This window comes from Streptomyces sp. RK9 (genome assembly GCF_045070545.1).
In the GTDB taxonomy this organism is placed as follows: domain Bacteria; phylum Actinomycetota; class Actinomycetes; order Streptomycetales; family Streptomycetaceae; genus Streptomyces; species Streptomyces alboflavus.
On sequence record NZ_CP173704.1, the window covers coordinates 528,908 to 544,462 of the forward strand.

The 15,555-nt window shown below is 73.4% G+C and carries 15 protein-coding genes; 11 read left to right on the forward strand and 4 right to left on the reverse strand.

The window, feature by feature from the left end; genetic code table 11:
- Positions 1-138: 138 nt before the first annotated feature.
- The 3 genes from AB6L24_RS22425 to AB6L24_RS22435 are packed head-to-tail and all read left to right on the forward strand — an operon-like array spanning position 139 to position 2,289.
- Positions 139-639, forward strand: a complete 501-nt coding sequence (locus tag AB6L24_RS22425; protein WP_030363390.1) for a hypothetical protein — start codon at positions 139-141, stop codon at positions 637-639.
- Entirely contained in the window at positions 603-1,433 is an 831-nt protein-coding gene (locus AB6L24_RS22430) for a futalosine hydrolase (RefSeq protein ID WP_405657720.1), read from the forward strand. The genes AB6L24_RS22425 and AB6L24_RS22430 overlap by 37 nt, the downstream gene beginning before the upstream one ends.
- Positions 1,426-2,289, forward strand: coding sequence for a 1,4-dihydroxy-6-naphthoate synthase (locus AB6L24_RS22435; protein ID WP_380846249.1), 864 nt, complete (start codon positions 1,426-1,428; stop codon positions 2,287-2,289). Before AB6L24_RS22430 ends, AB6L24_RS22435 begins: the two co-directional genes overlap by 8 nt.
- 216 nt (positions 2,290-2,505) lie before the next feature.
- Here AB6L24_RS22435 and AB6L24_RS22440 read toward each other — a convergent pair whose 3' ends face one another.
- The gene (locus AB6L24_RS22440) at positions 2,506-2,889 is read right to left on the reverse strand and encodes a cold-shock protein (RefSeq protein ID WP_030363393.1); all 384 of its coding nucleotides are present in this window, start codon (positions 2,887-2,889) and stop codon (positions 2,506-2,508) included.
- Between the two features lie 210 nt (positions 2,890-3,099).
- Here AB6L24_RS22440 and AB6L24_RS22445 point away from each other — a divergent pair, with 210 nt between their 5' ends.
- On the forward strand, positions 3,100-3,363 hold the full coding sequence (locus AB6L24_RS22445; RefSeq protein WP_380846252.1) for a hypothetical protein: 264 nt from the start codon (positions 3,100-3,102) through the stop codon (positions 3,361-3,363).
- Here AB6L24_RS22445 and AB6L24_RS22450 read toward each other — a convergent pair.
- The gene (locus AB6L24_RS22450) at positions 3,327-3,983 is read right to left on the reverse strand and encodes an HAD family hydrolase (protein ID WP_405657723.1); all 657 of its coding nucleotides are present in this window, start codon (positions 3,981-3,983) and stop codon (positions 3,327-3,329) included. The genes AB6L24_RS22445 and AB6L24_RS22450 overlap by 37 nt on opposite strands.
- A gap of 123 nt (positions 3,984-4,106) precedes the next feature.
- On the opposite strand from AB6L24_RS22450, the gene AB6L24_RS22455 reads away from it, so the two are divergent.
- Genes AB6L24_RS22455 through AB6L24_RS22470 form a run of 4 tightly spaced genes read left to right on the forward strand, consistent with a single transcriptional unit; the run spans position 4,107 to position 8,093 of the window.
- Positions 4,107-5,105 carry a FecCD family ABC transporter permease gene (locus AB6L24_RS22455; RefSeq protein ID WP_405657725.1) on the forward strand — a complete coding sequence of 333 codons (999 nt, stop codon included), beginning with the start codon at positions 4,107-4,109 and terminating at the stop codon, positions 5,103-5,105.
- 11 nt (positions 5,106-5,116) lie between these two features.
- Entirely contained in the window at positions 5,117-6,205 is a 1,089-nt protein-coding gene (locus AB6L24_RS22460) for a FecCD family ABC transporter permease (RefSeq protein ID WP_405663248.1), read from the forward strand.
- A complete protein-coding gene (locus AB6L24_RS22465) occupies positions 6,202-7,119 on the forward strand; it encodes an ABC transporter ATP-binding protein (protein ID WP_405657727.1) in 918 nt (305 codons plus the stop codon). Before AB6L24_RS22460 ends, AB6L24_RS22465 begins: the two co-directional genes overlap by 4 nt.
- Positions 7,116-8,093 carry an ABC transporter substrate-binding protein gene (locus AB6L24_RS22470; protein ID WP_405657729.1) on the forward strand — a complete coding sequence of 326 codons (978 nt, stop codon included), beginning with the start codon at positions 7,116-7,118 and terminating at the stop codon, positions 8,091-8,093. Before AB6L24_RS22465 ends, AB6L24_RS22470 begins: the two co-directional genes overlap by 4 nt.
- 72 nt (positions 8,094-8,165) lie before the next feature.
- On the opposite strand, the gene AB6L24_RS22475 is transcribed toward AB6L24_RS22470, so the two are convergent.
- Positions 8,166-9,491: a hypothetical protein gene (locus tag AB6L24_RS22475; RefSeq protein ID WP_405657731.1), complete on the reverse strand. Its 1,326-nt coding sequence runs from the start codon at positions 9,489-9,491 to the stop codon at positions 8,166-8,168.
- Between the two features lie 248 nt (positions 9,492-9,739).
- Here AB6L24_RS22475 and AB6L24_RS22480 point away from each other — a divergent pair, with 248 nt between their 5' ends.
- Together AB6L24_RS22480 and AB6L24_RS22485 are read left to right on the forward strand one after the other, a co-directional pair.
- Positions 9,740-10,654, forward strand: coding sequence for a trypsin-like serine peptidase (locus tag AB6L24_RS22480; protein ID WP_405657733.1), 915 nt, complete (start codon positions 9,740-9,742; stop codon positions 10,652-10,654).
- A gap of 238 nt (positions 10,655-10,892) precedes the next feature.
- Positions 10,893-13,478 carry a helicase-associated domain-containing protein gene (locus AB6L24_RS22485; RefSeq protein WP_405657735.1) on the forward strand — a complete coding sequence of 862 codons (2,586 nt, stop codon included), beginning with the start codon at positions 10,893-10,895 and terminating at the stop codon, positions 13,476-13,478.
- A 15-nt stretch (positions 13,479-13,493) separates the two neighbouring features.
- Here AB6L24_RS22485 and AB6L24_RS22490 read toward each other — a convergent pair whose 3' ends face one another.
- The gene (locus AB6L24_RS22490; RefSeq protein ID WP_405657737.1) at positions 13,494-13,697 is read right to left on the reverse strand and encodes a hypothetical protein; all 204 of its coding nucleotides are present in this window, start codon (positions 13,695-13,697) and stop codon (positions 13,494-13,496) included.
- Positions 13,698-13,858: 161 nt separating this feature from the next.
- Between AB6L24_RS22490 and AB6L24_RS22495 the strand changes: the two genes are divergently transcribed.
- On the forward strand, positions 13,859-15,502 hold the full coding sequence (locus tag AB6L24_RS22495; RefSeq protein WP_380846287.1) for a DNA repair helicase XPB: 1,644 nt from the start codon (positions 13,859-13,861) through the stop codon (positions 15,500-15,502).
- The last annotated feature ends 53 nt before the right edge of the window (positions 15,503-15,555 follow it).

The window sequence follows — 15,555 nt, forward strand, 5'->3', positions numbered from 1 at the left end:
GCCCCGCCGCAGCGCCCGCCCGGGCCTCGCCACCCGGTCCGCCCGAGCCTCGCCACCCGGTCGGCCCGAGCCGCGCCACCCGGCGGCACGCCGCACCCACCTCGCAGGCGTCACCCCGGCGCCCGATAGCCTTCCGCCATGACCATCCTGGTACCCCGCTCGGCGCGTCGCCGCCGTACCGTCGCCGCTCTCGGCGCCGCCTCCGCCGGACTTCTCGTCCTGTCGGCCTGTGACAAGCCGACGCCCCTGGCCACCGTGACGGTCGGCAGCGACTCCGTGCACTCCGAGGCGTCCTGCTACAACGACGGCAAGGAACTGACGGAGTCCGAGGTGCAGGACTGCCTGAAGGACAAGAAGGACGTCAAGTCCATCACCGTCGACCCCGACGAGAAGGTCCGCTTCGGCGTCGACCCGGAGATCGCCGACAAGGGCTGGACGCTCCTGATGAACGGCCGCCCGCTGACCGAGGCCAGCAAGAAGACGTACGTCGTCATCCCGGGCAGCGTGTTCTTCAACCAGCAGTACGGCGGCAGCGGCAACTCGACCACGGTCAGCCTCCTTGAGGGCGGCAAGGCCGAGGGTGGCGCCAAGGCCACCGGTCTGTGGTCGTTCAAGTTCAAGAAGGACTCGGACGCCTGACCGGGACCGCACCACGGACCCGGCCCCCGGGCCCGCGCGTCCTGATCGCCACCGCGGTACCCGCCGAGCGGGACGCGGTGGCGTCCGGCCTGTCCGCGTCATCCGGCCCCACCGGGCCGTCCAGTGACTCCGAGCCGTCCGGCGACTCCGGCCCGTCCGGCCTCCCCGGCGGTGACCCCGCCCCCGTCGTCGACCTCCTCGTCGCCGGCGTCGGACCCGCCGCCGCTGCCGCCGCCACGGGCCGCGCCCTCGCCCTCGCCGCCGCGGCCGACGCCCCGTACGACCTGGTGGTCTCCGCCGGCATCGGCGGCGGCTTCCAGCCCGGCGCCCCCGTCGGCTCCCTCGTCGTCGCCGACGCCGTCACCGCCGCCGACCTGGGCGCCGAGACGCCCGACGGGTTCCTGCCCGTCACCGACCTGGGCTTCGGCCGGGTCACCCACTTGCCCCCGCCCGCGCTCGTGAGCGCCCTGGCCGCCGCCATCGGCGCCGCGGCCGGACCCGTCCTGACCGTCTCCACCGTGACCGGCTCCGCCGCCCGCGCCGACGCGCTGCGCGCACGCCACCCCGGTGTCCTCGCCGAGGCCATGGAGGGCTTCGGGGTCGCCGAGGCCGCCGCCCTGTACGGGCTCCCCGTCCTGGAGGTCCGCGCCGTGTCCAACCCGGTGGGCCCCCGCGACCGCGACGCCTGGCGGATCGGGGCCGCGCTGGCCGCGCTCACCGGCGCGTTCGGGAAGTTCACGCCCGTGATCGGGAAGCACGCGCCCGTACTGGAGAGTTGGAACAGGCATGACTGACGCCCCGCCCCGGTCCCTGAAGATCGCCTACTCGCCCTGCCCGAACGACACCTTCGTCTTCGACGCGTGGGCGCACGGGCGGGTGCCGGGCGCCCCCGAACTCGACGTCACCTTCGCCGACATCGACATCACCAACGGCATCGCCGAGCGCGGCTCCGCCGAGTTCGACGTCCTGAAGGTCTCGTACGCCGTCCTGCCCTACGTCCTCGACGAGTACGCGCTGCTGCCGTGCGGCGGGGCGCTCGGGCGAGGGTGCGGGCCGCTCGTCCTCACGCGGGAGGCCGGGGCCGACCTCACGGGGAAGACCGTCGCCGTTCCGAGTGAGAAGTCGACCGCCTATCTGCTCTTCCGGCTCTGGGCTGCGGACGTCCTGCCGGACGGGGTCGGGGAGATCGTCGTCCTGCCCTTCCACCAGATCATGCCCGCGGTGCGGGACGGGAAGGTGGACGCGGGGCTCGTCATCCACGAGGCGCGGTTCACGTATCAGGACTACGGGTTGCACAAGCTTGCGGACATGGGCGAGCACTGGGAGGGCGTGACGGGGCTGCCGATTCCGCTCGGGGCGATCATTGCTCGGCGGGCGCTCGGGGAGGAGGTCCTTCGGGGGCTTGCCGATGCCGCCCGCACTTCCGTGCGGATGGCCTGGGACGATCCTGAGGCGTCTCGGGCCTATGTCCGGGAGCATGCCCAGGAGATGGATCCCGCCGTCGCCGATCAGCACATCGGTCTCTACGTCAACGAATTCACCGCCGACCTGGGGGAGAACGGGTACGCGGCCGTGCGTGGGCTCCTGACGCGGGCTGCGGCCGAGGGCTTGGTGCCCGCGCTTCGGCCGGGGGCGCTGGCCTTTCCGTGACGGGTGGGGCCCTGCCGGGGGCTCCCCGATCCCGCCCCTTCCCGTAACTGGGGCTCCGCCCCAGACCCCGCTCCTCAAACGCCGGAGGGGCTATATATCTCGCCGGTGCGGGCCCGGTTCTGGCCCGCACCGGCGAAGTTCTAGCCCGTCCGGCGATTGAGGACGAGGCGCGGAGCGCCGATTACGGGGGCCGGGGGCGGAGCCCCCTGGGGGCGACTAGACGTCCAGCTGGTCCGCCACCGCCCGGAGCAGCCCCGCGATCTTCGCGCCGGACGCCTTGTCGGGGTAGCGCCCCTTTTCCAGCATGGGCGTGATGTTTTCGAGCAGGGTCGTCAAATCCTGGACGATGGACGCCAGTTCGTCCGGCTTGCGCCGCTGCGCCGCGGCGACGGAGGGCGTCGGGTCGAGCAGCGTCACCGAAAGAGCCTGATCCCCCCGCTGCCCGGCGACCACGCCGAATTCCACGCGCTGGCCGGGCTTGAGGGTGTCGACGCCGTCGGGCAGTACGGAGGAATGCACGAAGACGTCGCCGCCGTCGTCGCGGGAGAGAAAGCCAAAGCCCTTCTCGCTGTTGAACCACTTGACCTTGCCGGTAGGCACGTGAAGTCCTCGTCCTCGTACTCGTCGTCGTACTCGTCTGTGCCGCGACGCGTTCCGGCGGACGGGTCGGTCCGGCCCGCCGGGCGTAAACGGCTCTGGATAGCAGTACAGCGGGTCGCCCCGACCCGCCGGAACCAAGACTATGGGTCCCCGGGCCGGTGACAAGACGTCCCCGGTTTCTTCCTACGCGCTGGGAACTACCCTGGTCCGGTGCGTGACAAAACCCAAGCGAATTCCACCGGACCGGGCGACGGCCTCGTACGGATTGGCGCGATCGTTTTCTTCGTCGGCGCCGTGGCCACACTGGTCACGGTGGCACCGCTGTTCCTCGGCGGCGACACATTCCCACCCATCGCGTACGCGGTCTGCATGCTGATGGGAGTGGGCTTCCTCATCGCGGGCGCGGGCGTGCTGCGCGGTATCGCCGTGCAGCGGCGTCAGGCCAGGTCGGCGACGGAGCCGTCCGCCCGGTAGGCCGCCAGCCAGGCGGGGAACCGGGTCAGGTCGTCGAGTACGACGTCGGCGCCCGCCGCGCGCAGTTCCGCTGCGTCACACGGCCCGGTCGCCACCGCCACGGACAGCGCGCCCGCCGTACGCGCGCCGCGTACGTCGCCGGTGTGGTCGCCGACGTACACCGACGCCCCGTGCTCGGTCAGCGCCTGCGCCTTCTGCTCCGCCCACAGGTCGCCTATGACCGCGTCCACGTCGATGGCCAGATGCTCCATGTGGAGCTTCGCGTTCGGCTCGAACTTGGCGGTCACCACCAGGGCCCGGCCGCCCGCGGCGCGCACCGCGTCGACGGCCTCGCGGGCTCCGGGCAGCGCGGGCGTCGGGGTGATCGCGTGTGTGGGATACATCTCACGGTAGAGCGTGGCCATGGCCGCGACACGATCGGCTGGAAACCAGTGCTTCAACTCCTCCTCGAGAGGCGGTCCGAGCCGGGTGATCGTCAGGTCCGCGTCGATGTACGTCCCCGTACGCGCGGAAAGCTCCAGGTAACAGGCGTGGATGCCGGGCCGGGAGTCGATCAGGGTCATGTCGAGGTCGAAGCCGACGGTGAAGGGGGCCGTGGTCCGGTCAGTCCGTGAGGTCATGGGGCCATTGTGCCGAGGGCCGCGGACCCCGGGCGGAGACCCAGGCCCCGCTTAGACTTAGCCAAGCCTTACCAGCCTCTGCGCACCCTGCGTAACGAACCCCTGCGAAACGAGCCCCAGCCGATGCGTGTGTCCGTCAGACGGGCTGTCGCGATGACGGCGGCCGTCGTGGCCCTGCTGCTCGCGGTCCTGTTCAGCCTCGCCGTCGGCGCCCGCGCGATCGCGCCCTCCGCCGTCCTCGACGCCCTGCTGCACGGCGGCCACAGCGACGCCGCCGAAGTGATCCGGGAGCTGCGGGTGCCCCGCACCGTCATCGGCGTGATGGTCGGCGCCGCCCTCGCCGTCGCCGGCACCGCCCTGCAGGGCATCACCCGCAACCCCATCGCCGACCCCGGCATCCTCGGCATCAGCCAGGGCGCCTCCGTCGGCGTCGTCCTCGCCATCGCCTACGCGGGCGTGCACACCCTCACCGGCTACGTCTGGTACGCCTTCGCGGGCGCCGCGATCGCCTCCGTCGCCGTGTACGCCATCGCCAGCAGCGGGCGCGGCGGCGCGACCCCCGTCAAACTCGCCCTCGGCGGCGCCGCCATCAACGCCCTCCTCGTCTCCGTCACCACCGCCGTCCTCACCACCAAGGCCTCCGCCCTGGACGAGTTCCGCTTCTGGCAGGTCGGCTCGCTGTCCGGCCGCGACGCCGACATCGCCGCCCGGATCTGGCCCTTCCTCCTCGTCGGGCTCCTCCTCGTGCTGTCCGTCGCCCGCGGCCTCGACGCCCTCGCCCTCGGCGAGGACGTGGCCAAGGGCCTCGGCCAGAAGGTCGCGACGGTCCGCATCGTCGGCGGCCTCGGCGCCACCGTCCTCACCGCCGTCGGCGTCGCCGCCGCCGGACCCATCGCCTTCATCGGCCTCGCCGTCCCCCACATCGCCCGCGCGATCATCGGCAGCGACCACCGCTGGGTCCTCCCCCTCGCCGCACTCCTGGGTCCGGTCATGCTCCTCGTCTCCGACACGATCGGCCGCATCGTCTTCCCCCCGAGCGAGGTCCCGGCGGGCGTCATGACGGCTCTCATCGGCGTCCCGTTCCTGGTGGCCCTGGTCCGCAGGAAGGCGGTGGCGGCGTGACGAGAACCGACATGCGCAAGCGCTGTGCCCACGGTGCCGGGCAACCGTCACGGGTGCGTCCCCCTGGCTATGCCGTACTCCGCTTCCGGCAAGCGAACTTCCTGGTTCACCTCCGCTCCACCCTCGTCGCCCTGGCCCTCGGCCTGACCCTCGCAGCCGCCTGCCTGGCCTACCTCTGCATCGGCGAAACCTTCGTACAACCCCTGGAAGTCCTGAAGGTCGTCTTCGGCCACCCCTCCCCCGACGAGCTGGTCGTCGGCACCCTCCGCGAACCACGGATGACGGTCGGCCTCCTGGTCGGCGCGGCCTTCGGCGTCGCGGGCGCCCTCATCCAGACGGTCGCCCGCAACCCCCTGGCCAGCCCGGACATCATCGGCATCAGCCAGGGCGCGAGCGCGGTGACGGTGGGGGCGATGACGTTCGGCGTGACGTCGTACACGGTCCTGCCGTACCTGTCGGTGGCGGGCGGCATCCTCGCCGCGCTGCTCGTGTACGTGTTCGCCTGGCGGGGCGGCCTGCACGCCACCCGCTTCGTCCTCATCGGCATCGGCTTCGCCATCGCGCTGCGCTCGGTGACGACGCTGTTCATGACGAAGGGCGACTACCTGGTCGCGCAGCAGGCGCAGATCTGGATGACGGGTTCGCTGAACGGCCGCGGCTGGCCGGAGGCCGACCCGCTCGCCCTGACCCTGCTCGTGCTGCTCCCGTTCGTGGCCTGGGCGGCCCGAGCCCAGCGCACCGCGGCGATGGACGACGACACGGCGACGGCCCTGGGCGTGCGCCTGGGCCGCGTCCGCTTCGGCCTGGTCCTGCTCGGCGTGGTGCTCGCCTCCGTGGCGACGGGCGCCGCCGGCCCGGTCGACTTCGTGGCCCTGCTCGCCCCGCAGATCGCCCGCCGCCTCACCCGCACCGCCCAGATCCCGCTGCTCAGCTCGGCGCTCCTGGGCGCGCTGATCGTCGTACTCGCGGACCTGCTCGCCCGGAAGCTGTTCGCGCCGACGGAGCTGCCGGTGGGTGTCCTGACGGCGGCCGTCGGGGCCCCGTACCTGATCTGGCTCATCATCCGCAGTCGTTCCGTACGCAATGGAGGCACCGCGTGACCGCCCCCGCCCCCGCCGACACGGCGGCCGCCCGCCTCACGGCCCGCGAGCTGACCCTCGCGTACGAGGACCGCACCGTCGTGCACGACCTCGACCTCGCGATCCCCGACGGCAAGGTCACCGTCATCGTCGGCCCGAACGCCTGCGGGAAGTCCACGACGCTGCGGGCCCTCGGGCGGCTCCTGAAGCCCCGCGGCGGCTCGGTGCTGCTCGACGGCGAGGCCCTCGCGAAGCTGCCGACACGGCACATCGCCCAGCAGGTCGGGCTGCTCCCGCAGACGCCCGTCGCCCCCGAGGCGATCACCGTCGGCGACCTGGTGGCGCGCGGCCGCCAGCCGCACCAGCGCTGGTGGCAGCAGTGGTCCGACGCCGACGAGACCGCGGTGACCGAGGCGATGGAGCGCACCGACGTGGCGGCGCTCGCCGAGCGGTCCGTGGACGAGCTCTCGGGCGGGCAGCGGCAGCGCGTGTGGATCGCGATGGCGCTCGCGCAGCAGACGGACATCCTGCTCCTGGACGAGCCCACGACCTATCTGGACATCTCCCACCAGGTCGAAGTCCTCGATCTGGTACGCCAGTTGGCCGCGCCCGCACCGGCGGGCGAACGGGGCCGTACGGTCGTGGTCGTGCTGCACGACCTGAACCAGGCGGCCCGGTACGCCGACCACCTCGTCGCCATGAAGGAGGGGCGGGTGGTCGCCCGCGGAACGCCCGCGGAGGTCGTCACCGAGGACCTCGTGGGTGAGGTCTTCGGGCTCGACTGCGTGGTCGTCCCCGACCCGGTGACGGGCTCGCCGCTCGTGGTGCCTGGCGCGCCCTGGCAGCCGCAGGACCCCGGGAAGTCCGCGGCCCCCGCCGGGCCGTCGGCTCCCCCGGACAAGAAACCACCCCTCGACGAAAGGCCCACGTCATGACTGGTTTCCCCCGCCGCAGCGCCCTCGTCCCCGGCGCCCTCGCCCTGTCCGGCGCCCTCGTCCTCACCGCCTGCGGGTCCGACTCGGACGACTCCGACGGCGGCTCCGGGTCGGCCTCGGGCAGGACGCACACGGTCAGGACCGCCATGGGCGACGTGAAGGTGCCGGTCGAGCCGAAGCGGGTCGTCGTGCTCGACACCGCCGAGCTGGACTCCGCGCTCACCCTCGGCGTGAAGCCGGTCGGCGCCACGCACGTCGAGGCGGCCGAGGGGTTCCCGAGCTATCTGCCGAAGGACGAGGTCGCGGGCATCAAGGACGTCGGGGAGATGCTGAACCCCAACATGGAGGTCATCGCCGGGCTCAAGCCCGACCTGATCCTCACGTCCAAGATCCGGCACGGGGCGAAGTACGACCAGCTCAAGAAGATCGCCCCGACGGTGATGACGGAGACCACCGGTCACCCCTGGAAGGAGAACTTCCAGACCCACGCCGACGCGCTCGGCAGGAAGGCCGAGGCGAAGAAGACCGTCGCCGACTACACCGCCCACACCAAGAAGGTCACGACGGCCGTCGGCGGCCCCGCCAAGGCCAGGGCGACCGAGGTCAACGTCGTCCGCTTCGTGGAGGGCGCGGACATCCGCGTGTACGGCGAGCAGACGTACATCGCCACCCTCCTCAAGGACGTCGGGCTCGGCCGGGCGCCGCTGGCGAAGAAGGCCAAGGACGGGTTCTCGTACGACCTGAGCCCCGAGAAGATCGACATGGCCGACACGGACGTCATCTTCCAGTCCACGTACGGCGATCCGGAGAAGTCCAAGCAGACCCGGACCGTGCGCAGCGGGCTGTGGAAGAACATGAAGGCCGTGAAGTCCGGCAACGTCCATGTCGTCGACGACGAGCTGTGGATCCAGGGCATCGGGTACACGGCCGCGGCGAAGATCCTGGACGAGATGCAGGCCGACCTGACGAAGTAGGTCCCGTACCGGGCGGTGGGCCCAGGGCCCGTCCGGTGGGTCCGCGACGCCGCGCCGACCACCGGACAGGCCCTAGTCCGCCGAGGGCCGTCGCCGCTGCGCCCGCCACACCAGGAAGAGCGCGGAGGCGACGGCCGCGCCGCGGACCACCCACGGCCAGGTGTCGGCCACCGCCTCGTTCATGTGCCCCTTGACGATGGGCTCGCCCCACTTGCCCTGCGAACGGCCCCACAGCCAGCCGACGCCCGACGCGATGGCGAGGCCCGGCACGACGAACACGCCGACCTTCCGCTCGGCCGGGCTGAGCTTCCGCGAGAACCAGGCGACGACCCAACCGCCCGCCAGCGCGAACCAGTTGCCGATGACGGCGCCCACGACGAGCGCGATGGCCGCGAGCAGCGGGACGGGGTTGGCGAGGGCCCGGGCGAGACCCGCCTTGGCGTTCGCGCCCTTCGCCACCGGGGCGGGCTCGTCCTCCTCGGCGGCGTCCTCCTCGGGGGCGGCCTTCGCCGGGGGTGCGAGCAGCCGCCGCAACCGGCTGCGCGGGGCGGCCTCGACGGCCTCGTCCGCCTCCTCGTCGTCCTCCGCCTCGCCCTCGTAGACCTCTTCGTCGTCGTACTCGTCCTCGGCGTCCTCGGCCTCCGTCGCGCCGGGCCCCCGCTTCGCCATGCTCACCGAGGGCCGCTTCAGCATCTCGGGGATCTCCACCCCGCCGACGAAGCCGTGCACGGTGTCCCTGCCCGCCGCGGGCGAGCTGTCGACGCGCCACCAGTCCGGCTCCAAGTCGGCGCCGGTGGAGCCCAGTTCGTCGGTGCCCGCGAGGTGCGGGGGCGCGGGGCGGGGCTCGGGGCGCGGGGTGGGCGGCGGGGCGGCGGGGCGGCGCCTGGCGGGGCGGGTGGGGCGGCTCGTCCCCGGGTGGTCCTTCGCCGAACGGTCTTTCGCCGAGCGGTCCTTCGCGGGGCGGTCCTTCGCGGGGCGGTCCTTCGCGGGGCGGGCCGGGCGGGGCGGGCGTTCGCCTGCCGGGGGTTCGGGCGCGGGCCGTGCGGGGTTCTCCGTGGCCGCGGGGCGGTCCGTGGCCGACGGGCGCAGGCGGGGCCGGGGGACGACGCGGCGCAGGCGGCTCGTCTGGGGTTCCGCGCGCTGTTCGGGGATGGCGGCGCTGATGTCGTCGGGGTGGTCGGCCGCCGCCTCGACCAGTTCGTCGGGGGTGCCGAGGCCGTCCAGGATGCGGCGGATCGCGGCGGGGCTGTCGGCGGCGCCCGCGCGGCGGCGGTCGATCTCGCCGCGCAGCCCGGAGACGAGCCGCATCCGGGTGCCGGACGGCAGTTGGCGCTGCTGGGCCACGTCGCCGACGCGGCTCAGGTAGTCGAAGACGAGCTGGTCGCTCTCGATCCCCACGAAGTTCCCTCCGGGGCTGCGGTGTTGTGGCCCGACCTCGACGTTACCGTGATCCGCGGCCTCCGGCGCCCCTGCCCCCGAGGTGGCGGCGGCGCCCCGGCGGTCCCCTTCTGTCACAGAACGTCGACAGCGCCAACCGAACACACGTGTTTCCCGTTCTTGTAGAGCAGCCCGACACCTTCTGTCCGTTGTCCGCTGCTTCTGTCCGTTGTCCGCTGCTCGTTGCCCACGTCGAGGAGACCCCCGCCATGACCGCACCCCGTTCCCTGTTCCGGCGCCTTCGTGGCCGCGCCCTGGGACTCGCCGTGGCCGGTGCGGCCCTGGCCGTCGCCGCGCCCGTCGTGGCGACCGCATCGGCCGGTCAGGCGGAGGCCGCCGCCGACCCGACCTCCGCGCTGAAGTTCAACGCGGCGGAGCGCAAGGACGCCCTCGCGTACTGGACGCCCGCCCGGATGAAGGCCGTCGGCAGATCCGTGGACCTCGGCCCGTCAGGACCGAAGGCCAAGCCGTGGCAGGGCCCCAAGCTGAAGACCGTGGGCCGCCTGTTCTTCGTCAACTCCGGCGGCGCCGACACCTGGTGCACGGCCACCGCCGTGAAGAGCGCCAACCGCTCCGCCGTGATGACGGCCGCCCACTGCGTGCGGCGGGGCTCCTCCCCCGTCAACACCAACATCGACATGGTGTTCGTACCCGGCTACCACAAGGGCAAGGCGCCCCACGGCGTGTTCCCGGTCCGCCAGGCCATCACCCCGCGCGCCTGGGAGACCGATTCCACCGACGACATGGCCACGCTGGTCGTCGCCCCCGACAAGAACGGCAAGAAGCTCACCGACGTCGTGGGCGCCCGTGCCGTCGCCTTCGACCGCCCCGTCGGCGGCACCGTCTCCGCCCTCGGCTACTCCGCGACCCGCCCGCAGCGCGGCGAGTCCCTGCTGCGCTGCGTCGGCACGGCGAAGAAGGAGCACGGCACGCAGGTCATCCCCTGCGACATGTCCGGCGGCTCCAGCGGCGGCCCCTGGTTCGCCGACTTCGACGCGAGCACCGGCCGGGGCACCCTGATCTCGGTCAACAGCGCGCTCGACTCCCTGGAGCCGACCAAGATGTACGGCGAGGTGTTCGGGAGCCTGGCGAAGAAGGTGTACGACCGGGCGCAGAACGCCTGACGAGGGGGGTGGGGCTCGCCTGACGCGGCGGGGCCGGCGGGGCGGGCCCGGCAGACCTGAGGCGGCGGGCCCGGCTCGCCTGACGCGGCGGGCCCGGCTCGCCTGACGCGATGGCGTGGGCGACTGGACCGGCGCCCTCCGCCGCACCCGCCGCCGCACCTGTCACCCGCCCCCGCGCGGTGTCCCGCGGGCGCCCGCCCCGGCCCGGCCCGGCGGGCGACCCGCTACCGTGGCGAGGATGAGCACCCCGGACGCCCCCCGTTCCCTGGCGGAAGCCCTCCGGGCGAGCGACGACGCGGCCATGGTCGCGTTGTTGCGGACCCGGCCGGACCTCCTGACGCCGGTCCCGAACGACCTCACGCAGCTCGCGACGCGCGCGGGCACGCGGGCGTCCGTCGTGCGCGCGCTCGAACGGCTCGACCGGTTCGCACAGCAGGTCGCGGAGGCGCTGGCGGTGGCGCGGGAGCCGGCGACGTATGCGGAGCTGCTGGGGCTGCTCGCGGGGGACGACGGGGCCCACGGCGGTCGGGCCGACGCCACCGACCCAACCGAAGCGACCGAAGCGACCGAAGCGACCGAAGCGACCGAAGCGACCGACACGGCCAACGTCCGGGACGCCCTCGACCGCGCGCTCGCCACCCTGCGCGGGCAGGCCCTGGTCTGGGGCGGCGACGACCGGCTCCGCCTGGTCCGCACCGCCCGCGAACTGCTCGCGCCGACCCCGCAGCGCCCGTCCCCCACGGGGCTCGGGCCGACCGTCGCGGAGGCGATGGCGGGGATGTCGCCGGGGCGGGTGCAGAGCCTGGTCGCGGCGGCGGGGCTTGCCGCGACGCACGACGCGGTGTCGGCCGTGGGGGCGCTGACGGCGCTGTTCACCGACCGTACGCGGATGGCGGCGCTCCTGGACGAGGCGCCCGCCGAGTCCGTGGAGGTCCTGTCACGGCTCGTGTGGGGGCCGCCGTACGGCCAGGTCACCGCCGAACCGGCGGCGCACCTGCGCTGGCTGATCGACCGGGGGCTGCTCCTGCCGACGGCGCCGGGCACGGTGGTACTGCCCCGGGAGGCGGCCCTGCATCTGCGCGGGGGGCGCGCCCACCGCGTACTGGAGGCGACCGCCCCGCCCGTGGAGGCCGCGCGCGAGCACCGTCCACAGGTTGTGGACGCGACCGCGGCGGGCCAGGCGCACATGGCGCTGGCGACCGTCGAGGAGCTCCTCAAGGACTGGGACGAGGGCGGGCCCGCGGTGCTGCGGGCGGGCGGCCTGAGCGTGCGCGACCTGAAGCGGACCGCGGTGGCCCTCGACGTGCCGGAGCCGCAGGCCGCGTTCTGGGTGGAACTCGCGTACGCCGCCGGGCTCCTCGCGGCGGACGGCGAGGCCGACGAGCGGTACGCCGCGACGCCCGCGTACGACACGTGGCAGGAGCTGCCCGCCGCCGAGCGGTGGGCTGGCCTCGCCGCGGCGTGGCTCGCCGCGACCCGCACGGCGGGCCTGGTCGGCGGCCGCGACTCCAAGGACCGGACCCTGTCCGCGCTCGGCCCCGGCCTGGACCGCTCCGCCGCGCCCGAGGTGCGCCACCGCGTCCTGACCCTCCTCACCGAGCTCCCCGAGGGCTCCGCACCCGCCCCCGAGTCCCTCCTGTCCCGCCTCCGCTGGGAACGACCGCCCGGCGTCGGCGCGTCCGACCTGCGGTCGCGCCTGGCCACCTGGACCCTGACCGAGGCGGAACTCCTCGGCGTGACGGGGCGAGGCGCGCTCGCGTCCCACGCCCGCGCCCTGCTGGCCGCAGGCCCGCACCAGCCCTCCCACCCACCCGTTCACCCCGGACCGCAGGGCGGCGCGGGGGCCGATGGCGGTCACCCCGGACCACAAGCAGGGGCGAGAGCCCGCGAGGCGGAAGCCGCGCGGCTCCTCGCCCCCCTCCTCCCCGAACCCCTCGACCACGTGCTCCTCCAGGCCGACCTCACCGCTGTCGCGCCGGGGCCGTTGCGGCGGCCGCTGGCCGACGCGCTCACCGTGCTCGCCGACGTGGAGTCGAAGGGCGGGGCGACCGTGTACCGGTTCACGCCGGGTTCCGTGCGGCGGGCGCTCGACGCCGGGCAGAGCGCGTCCGACCTGCACGCCTTTCTCGCCGCGCACTCCCGTACGCCGGTCCCCCAGCCGCTGGCGTACCTGATCGACGACGTCGCTCGGAAACACGGCCACCTGCGCATCGGCGCCGCGTCGGCGTACGTGCGCTGCGACGACGAGGGCGTCCTCAACGAGATCCTCGCCGACAAGCGCGCCCAGGGCCTGCGCCTGCGCCGCCTCGCCCCGACCGTCCTCGCCACCCAGGCCGACCCGGCCGCGCTCCTCGAAGGGCTGCGCTCCCTCGGCTTCGCCCCGTCCGCCGAGAGCGCCGAGGGCGACGTCCTCATCACCCGCGCGCACAGCCACCGCACCCCGCCGCGCACCCCGCCGGAGCCGGTCCCCGACGGCCCGCCGCTGCCCGACACCACCCTCATCGACGCCGCCGTACGCGCCATCCGCGCCGGCGACCTGGCCTCCACGGCCCCCCGCAAGACCGCTACCCCTGGCACCCCCAGCACCGGCGAACTCCCCCGCACCACCCCCGCCGAGACCCTCGCCACCATGCAGGCCGCCGTCCTCACCGGCGAGACCCTCTGGATCGGCTACGTCAACGCCGAGGGCGCCGCCAGCCAGCGCGTCATCGCCCCCGTCCGCGTCGAGGGCGGCTTCGTCACGGCCTACGACCACACGGCCGACGAGGTCCGCACCTATCCCCTGCACCGGGTCACGGGGGTCGCGGAACTGGCGGACGACTGAGGCGGGGCCAGTGCGTCAGGACGACGCGTTCCCCGTGAGCAGCAGCACCAGGAACACCACGACGCCCAGCGCCTGAAGGATCGGCTCCGCCAGGAGGACCGCCGCGGTCAGCAGGGCAGCGGTCAGCGTCACCGTCAGCGCGAGGGTGCGCTGTGGGCTCCGGGGGGCCGGGGGTGCGTACCACTGGGGGCGGTCGGGCGGGGTGGGGTTGCTGGTCATGGGGCCAGCCAAGCCGCTCGGGCGGGGGCGCGGCACCGTGCGGGTACTCAGGCGGAGGACCTGCGGCTGCGTGTTCGTACTCAGGTGCCGCAGCGGGCCGCCGCCGTCCGCGCGGCGATGCGGCACACTGGATGTTTGGCCTAGCGAAAGGGCACCCCCCGGTGAACGGACCGCTCATCGTCCAGTCGGACAAGACTCTGCTTCTCGAGGTCGACCACGACCAGGCCGACGCCTGCCGCCGCGCGATCGCCCCGTTCGCGGAGCTGGAGCGCGCGCCGGAGCACATGCACACGTACCGCGTCACTCCGCTCGGCCTGTGGAACGCGCGGGCCGCCGGGCACGACGCCGAGCAGGTCGTGGACGCCCTCGTCGAGTTCTCGCGGTATCCCGTGCCGCACGCCCTGCTCGTGGACGTGGCCGAGACCATGGCGCGGTACGGGCGCCTGACGCTGAGCAAGCACCCCGTGCACGGGCTGGTTCTGACCTCCACCGACCGGCCGGTTCTTGAAGAGATCCTGCGGTCGAAGAAGGTGCAGCCGCTCGTCGGGGCGCGGATCGACCCCGACACCGTCGCCGTGCACCCCTCCGAGCGCGGCCAGATCAAGCAGACCCTCCTCAAGCTGGGCTGGCCCGCCGAGGACCTCGCCGGGTACGTCGACGGCGAGGCCCACAAGATCGACCTGCGCGAGGACGGCTGGGCGCTGCGCCCCTACCAGCGCCAGGCCGTCGAGGGCTTCTGGCACGGCGGCAGCGGCGTCGTCGTGCTGCCCTGCGGCGCCGGCAAGACGCTCGTCGGGGCCGGTGCCATGGCCGAGGCCAAGGCCACGACCCTCATCCTCGTCACGAACACCGTCTCCGCCCGGCAGTGGAAGCACGAGCTGGTCAAGCGGACATCGCTGACCGAGGACGAGATCGGGGAGTACAGCGGGACGAAGAAGGAGATCCGGCCCGTCACGATCGCCACGTATCAGGTGCTGACGACCCGGCGGAAGGGGGTCTATCCGCATCTGGAGCTCTTCGACTCCCGGGACTGGGGACTCATCGTCTACGACGAGGTGCACCTGCTGCCCGCGCCCGTCTTCAAGTTCACCGCCGACCTCCAAGCCCGGCGGCGGCTCGGCCTGACCGCGACCCTCGTCCGCGAGGACGGGCGCGAGTCGGATGTCTTCTCGCTCATCGGGCCCAAGCGGTTCGACGCGCCCTGGAAGGAGATCGAGGCGCAGGGCTACATCGCTCCCGCCGACTGCGTCGAGGTGCGCGTCAACCTCACGGACAGCGAGCGGCTCGCGTACGCCACCGCCGAGGCCGAGGAGAAGTACCGGTTCTGTGCGACCACCGCGACCAAGCGGAAGGTCACCGAGGCGCTGGTGCGCAAGCACCAGGGGCAGCAGACGCTCGTCATCGGGCAGTACATCGACCAGCTCGACGAGCTGGGTGAGCATCTGGACGCGCCCGTCATCAAGGGCGAGACCACCAACGCCCAGCGCGAGAAGCTCTTCGACGCCTTCCGGCAGGGCGAGATCTCCGTGCTCGTCGTCTCGAAGGTCGCGAACTTCTCGATCGACCTTCCGGAAGCGACCGTCGCCATCCAGGTGTCGGGGACCTTCGGGTCCCGGCAGGAGGAGGCACAGCGGCTCGGGCGGGTGCTTCGGCCCAAGGCGGACGGGCACGAGGCCCGCTTCTACTCCGTCGTCGCCCGGGACACCATCGACCAGGACTTCGCCGCGCATCGGCAGCGGTTCCTGGCGGAGCAGGGGTACGCGTACCGGATCCTGGACGCGGATTCGGTGCTCGCGGAGGAGTAGGCAAGCAGCGGGCGACAGTTCACTGTTGCCAACAGAAGCGCCCGAAGCGTGCG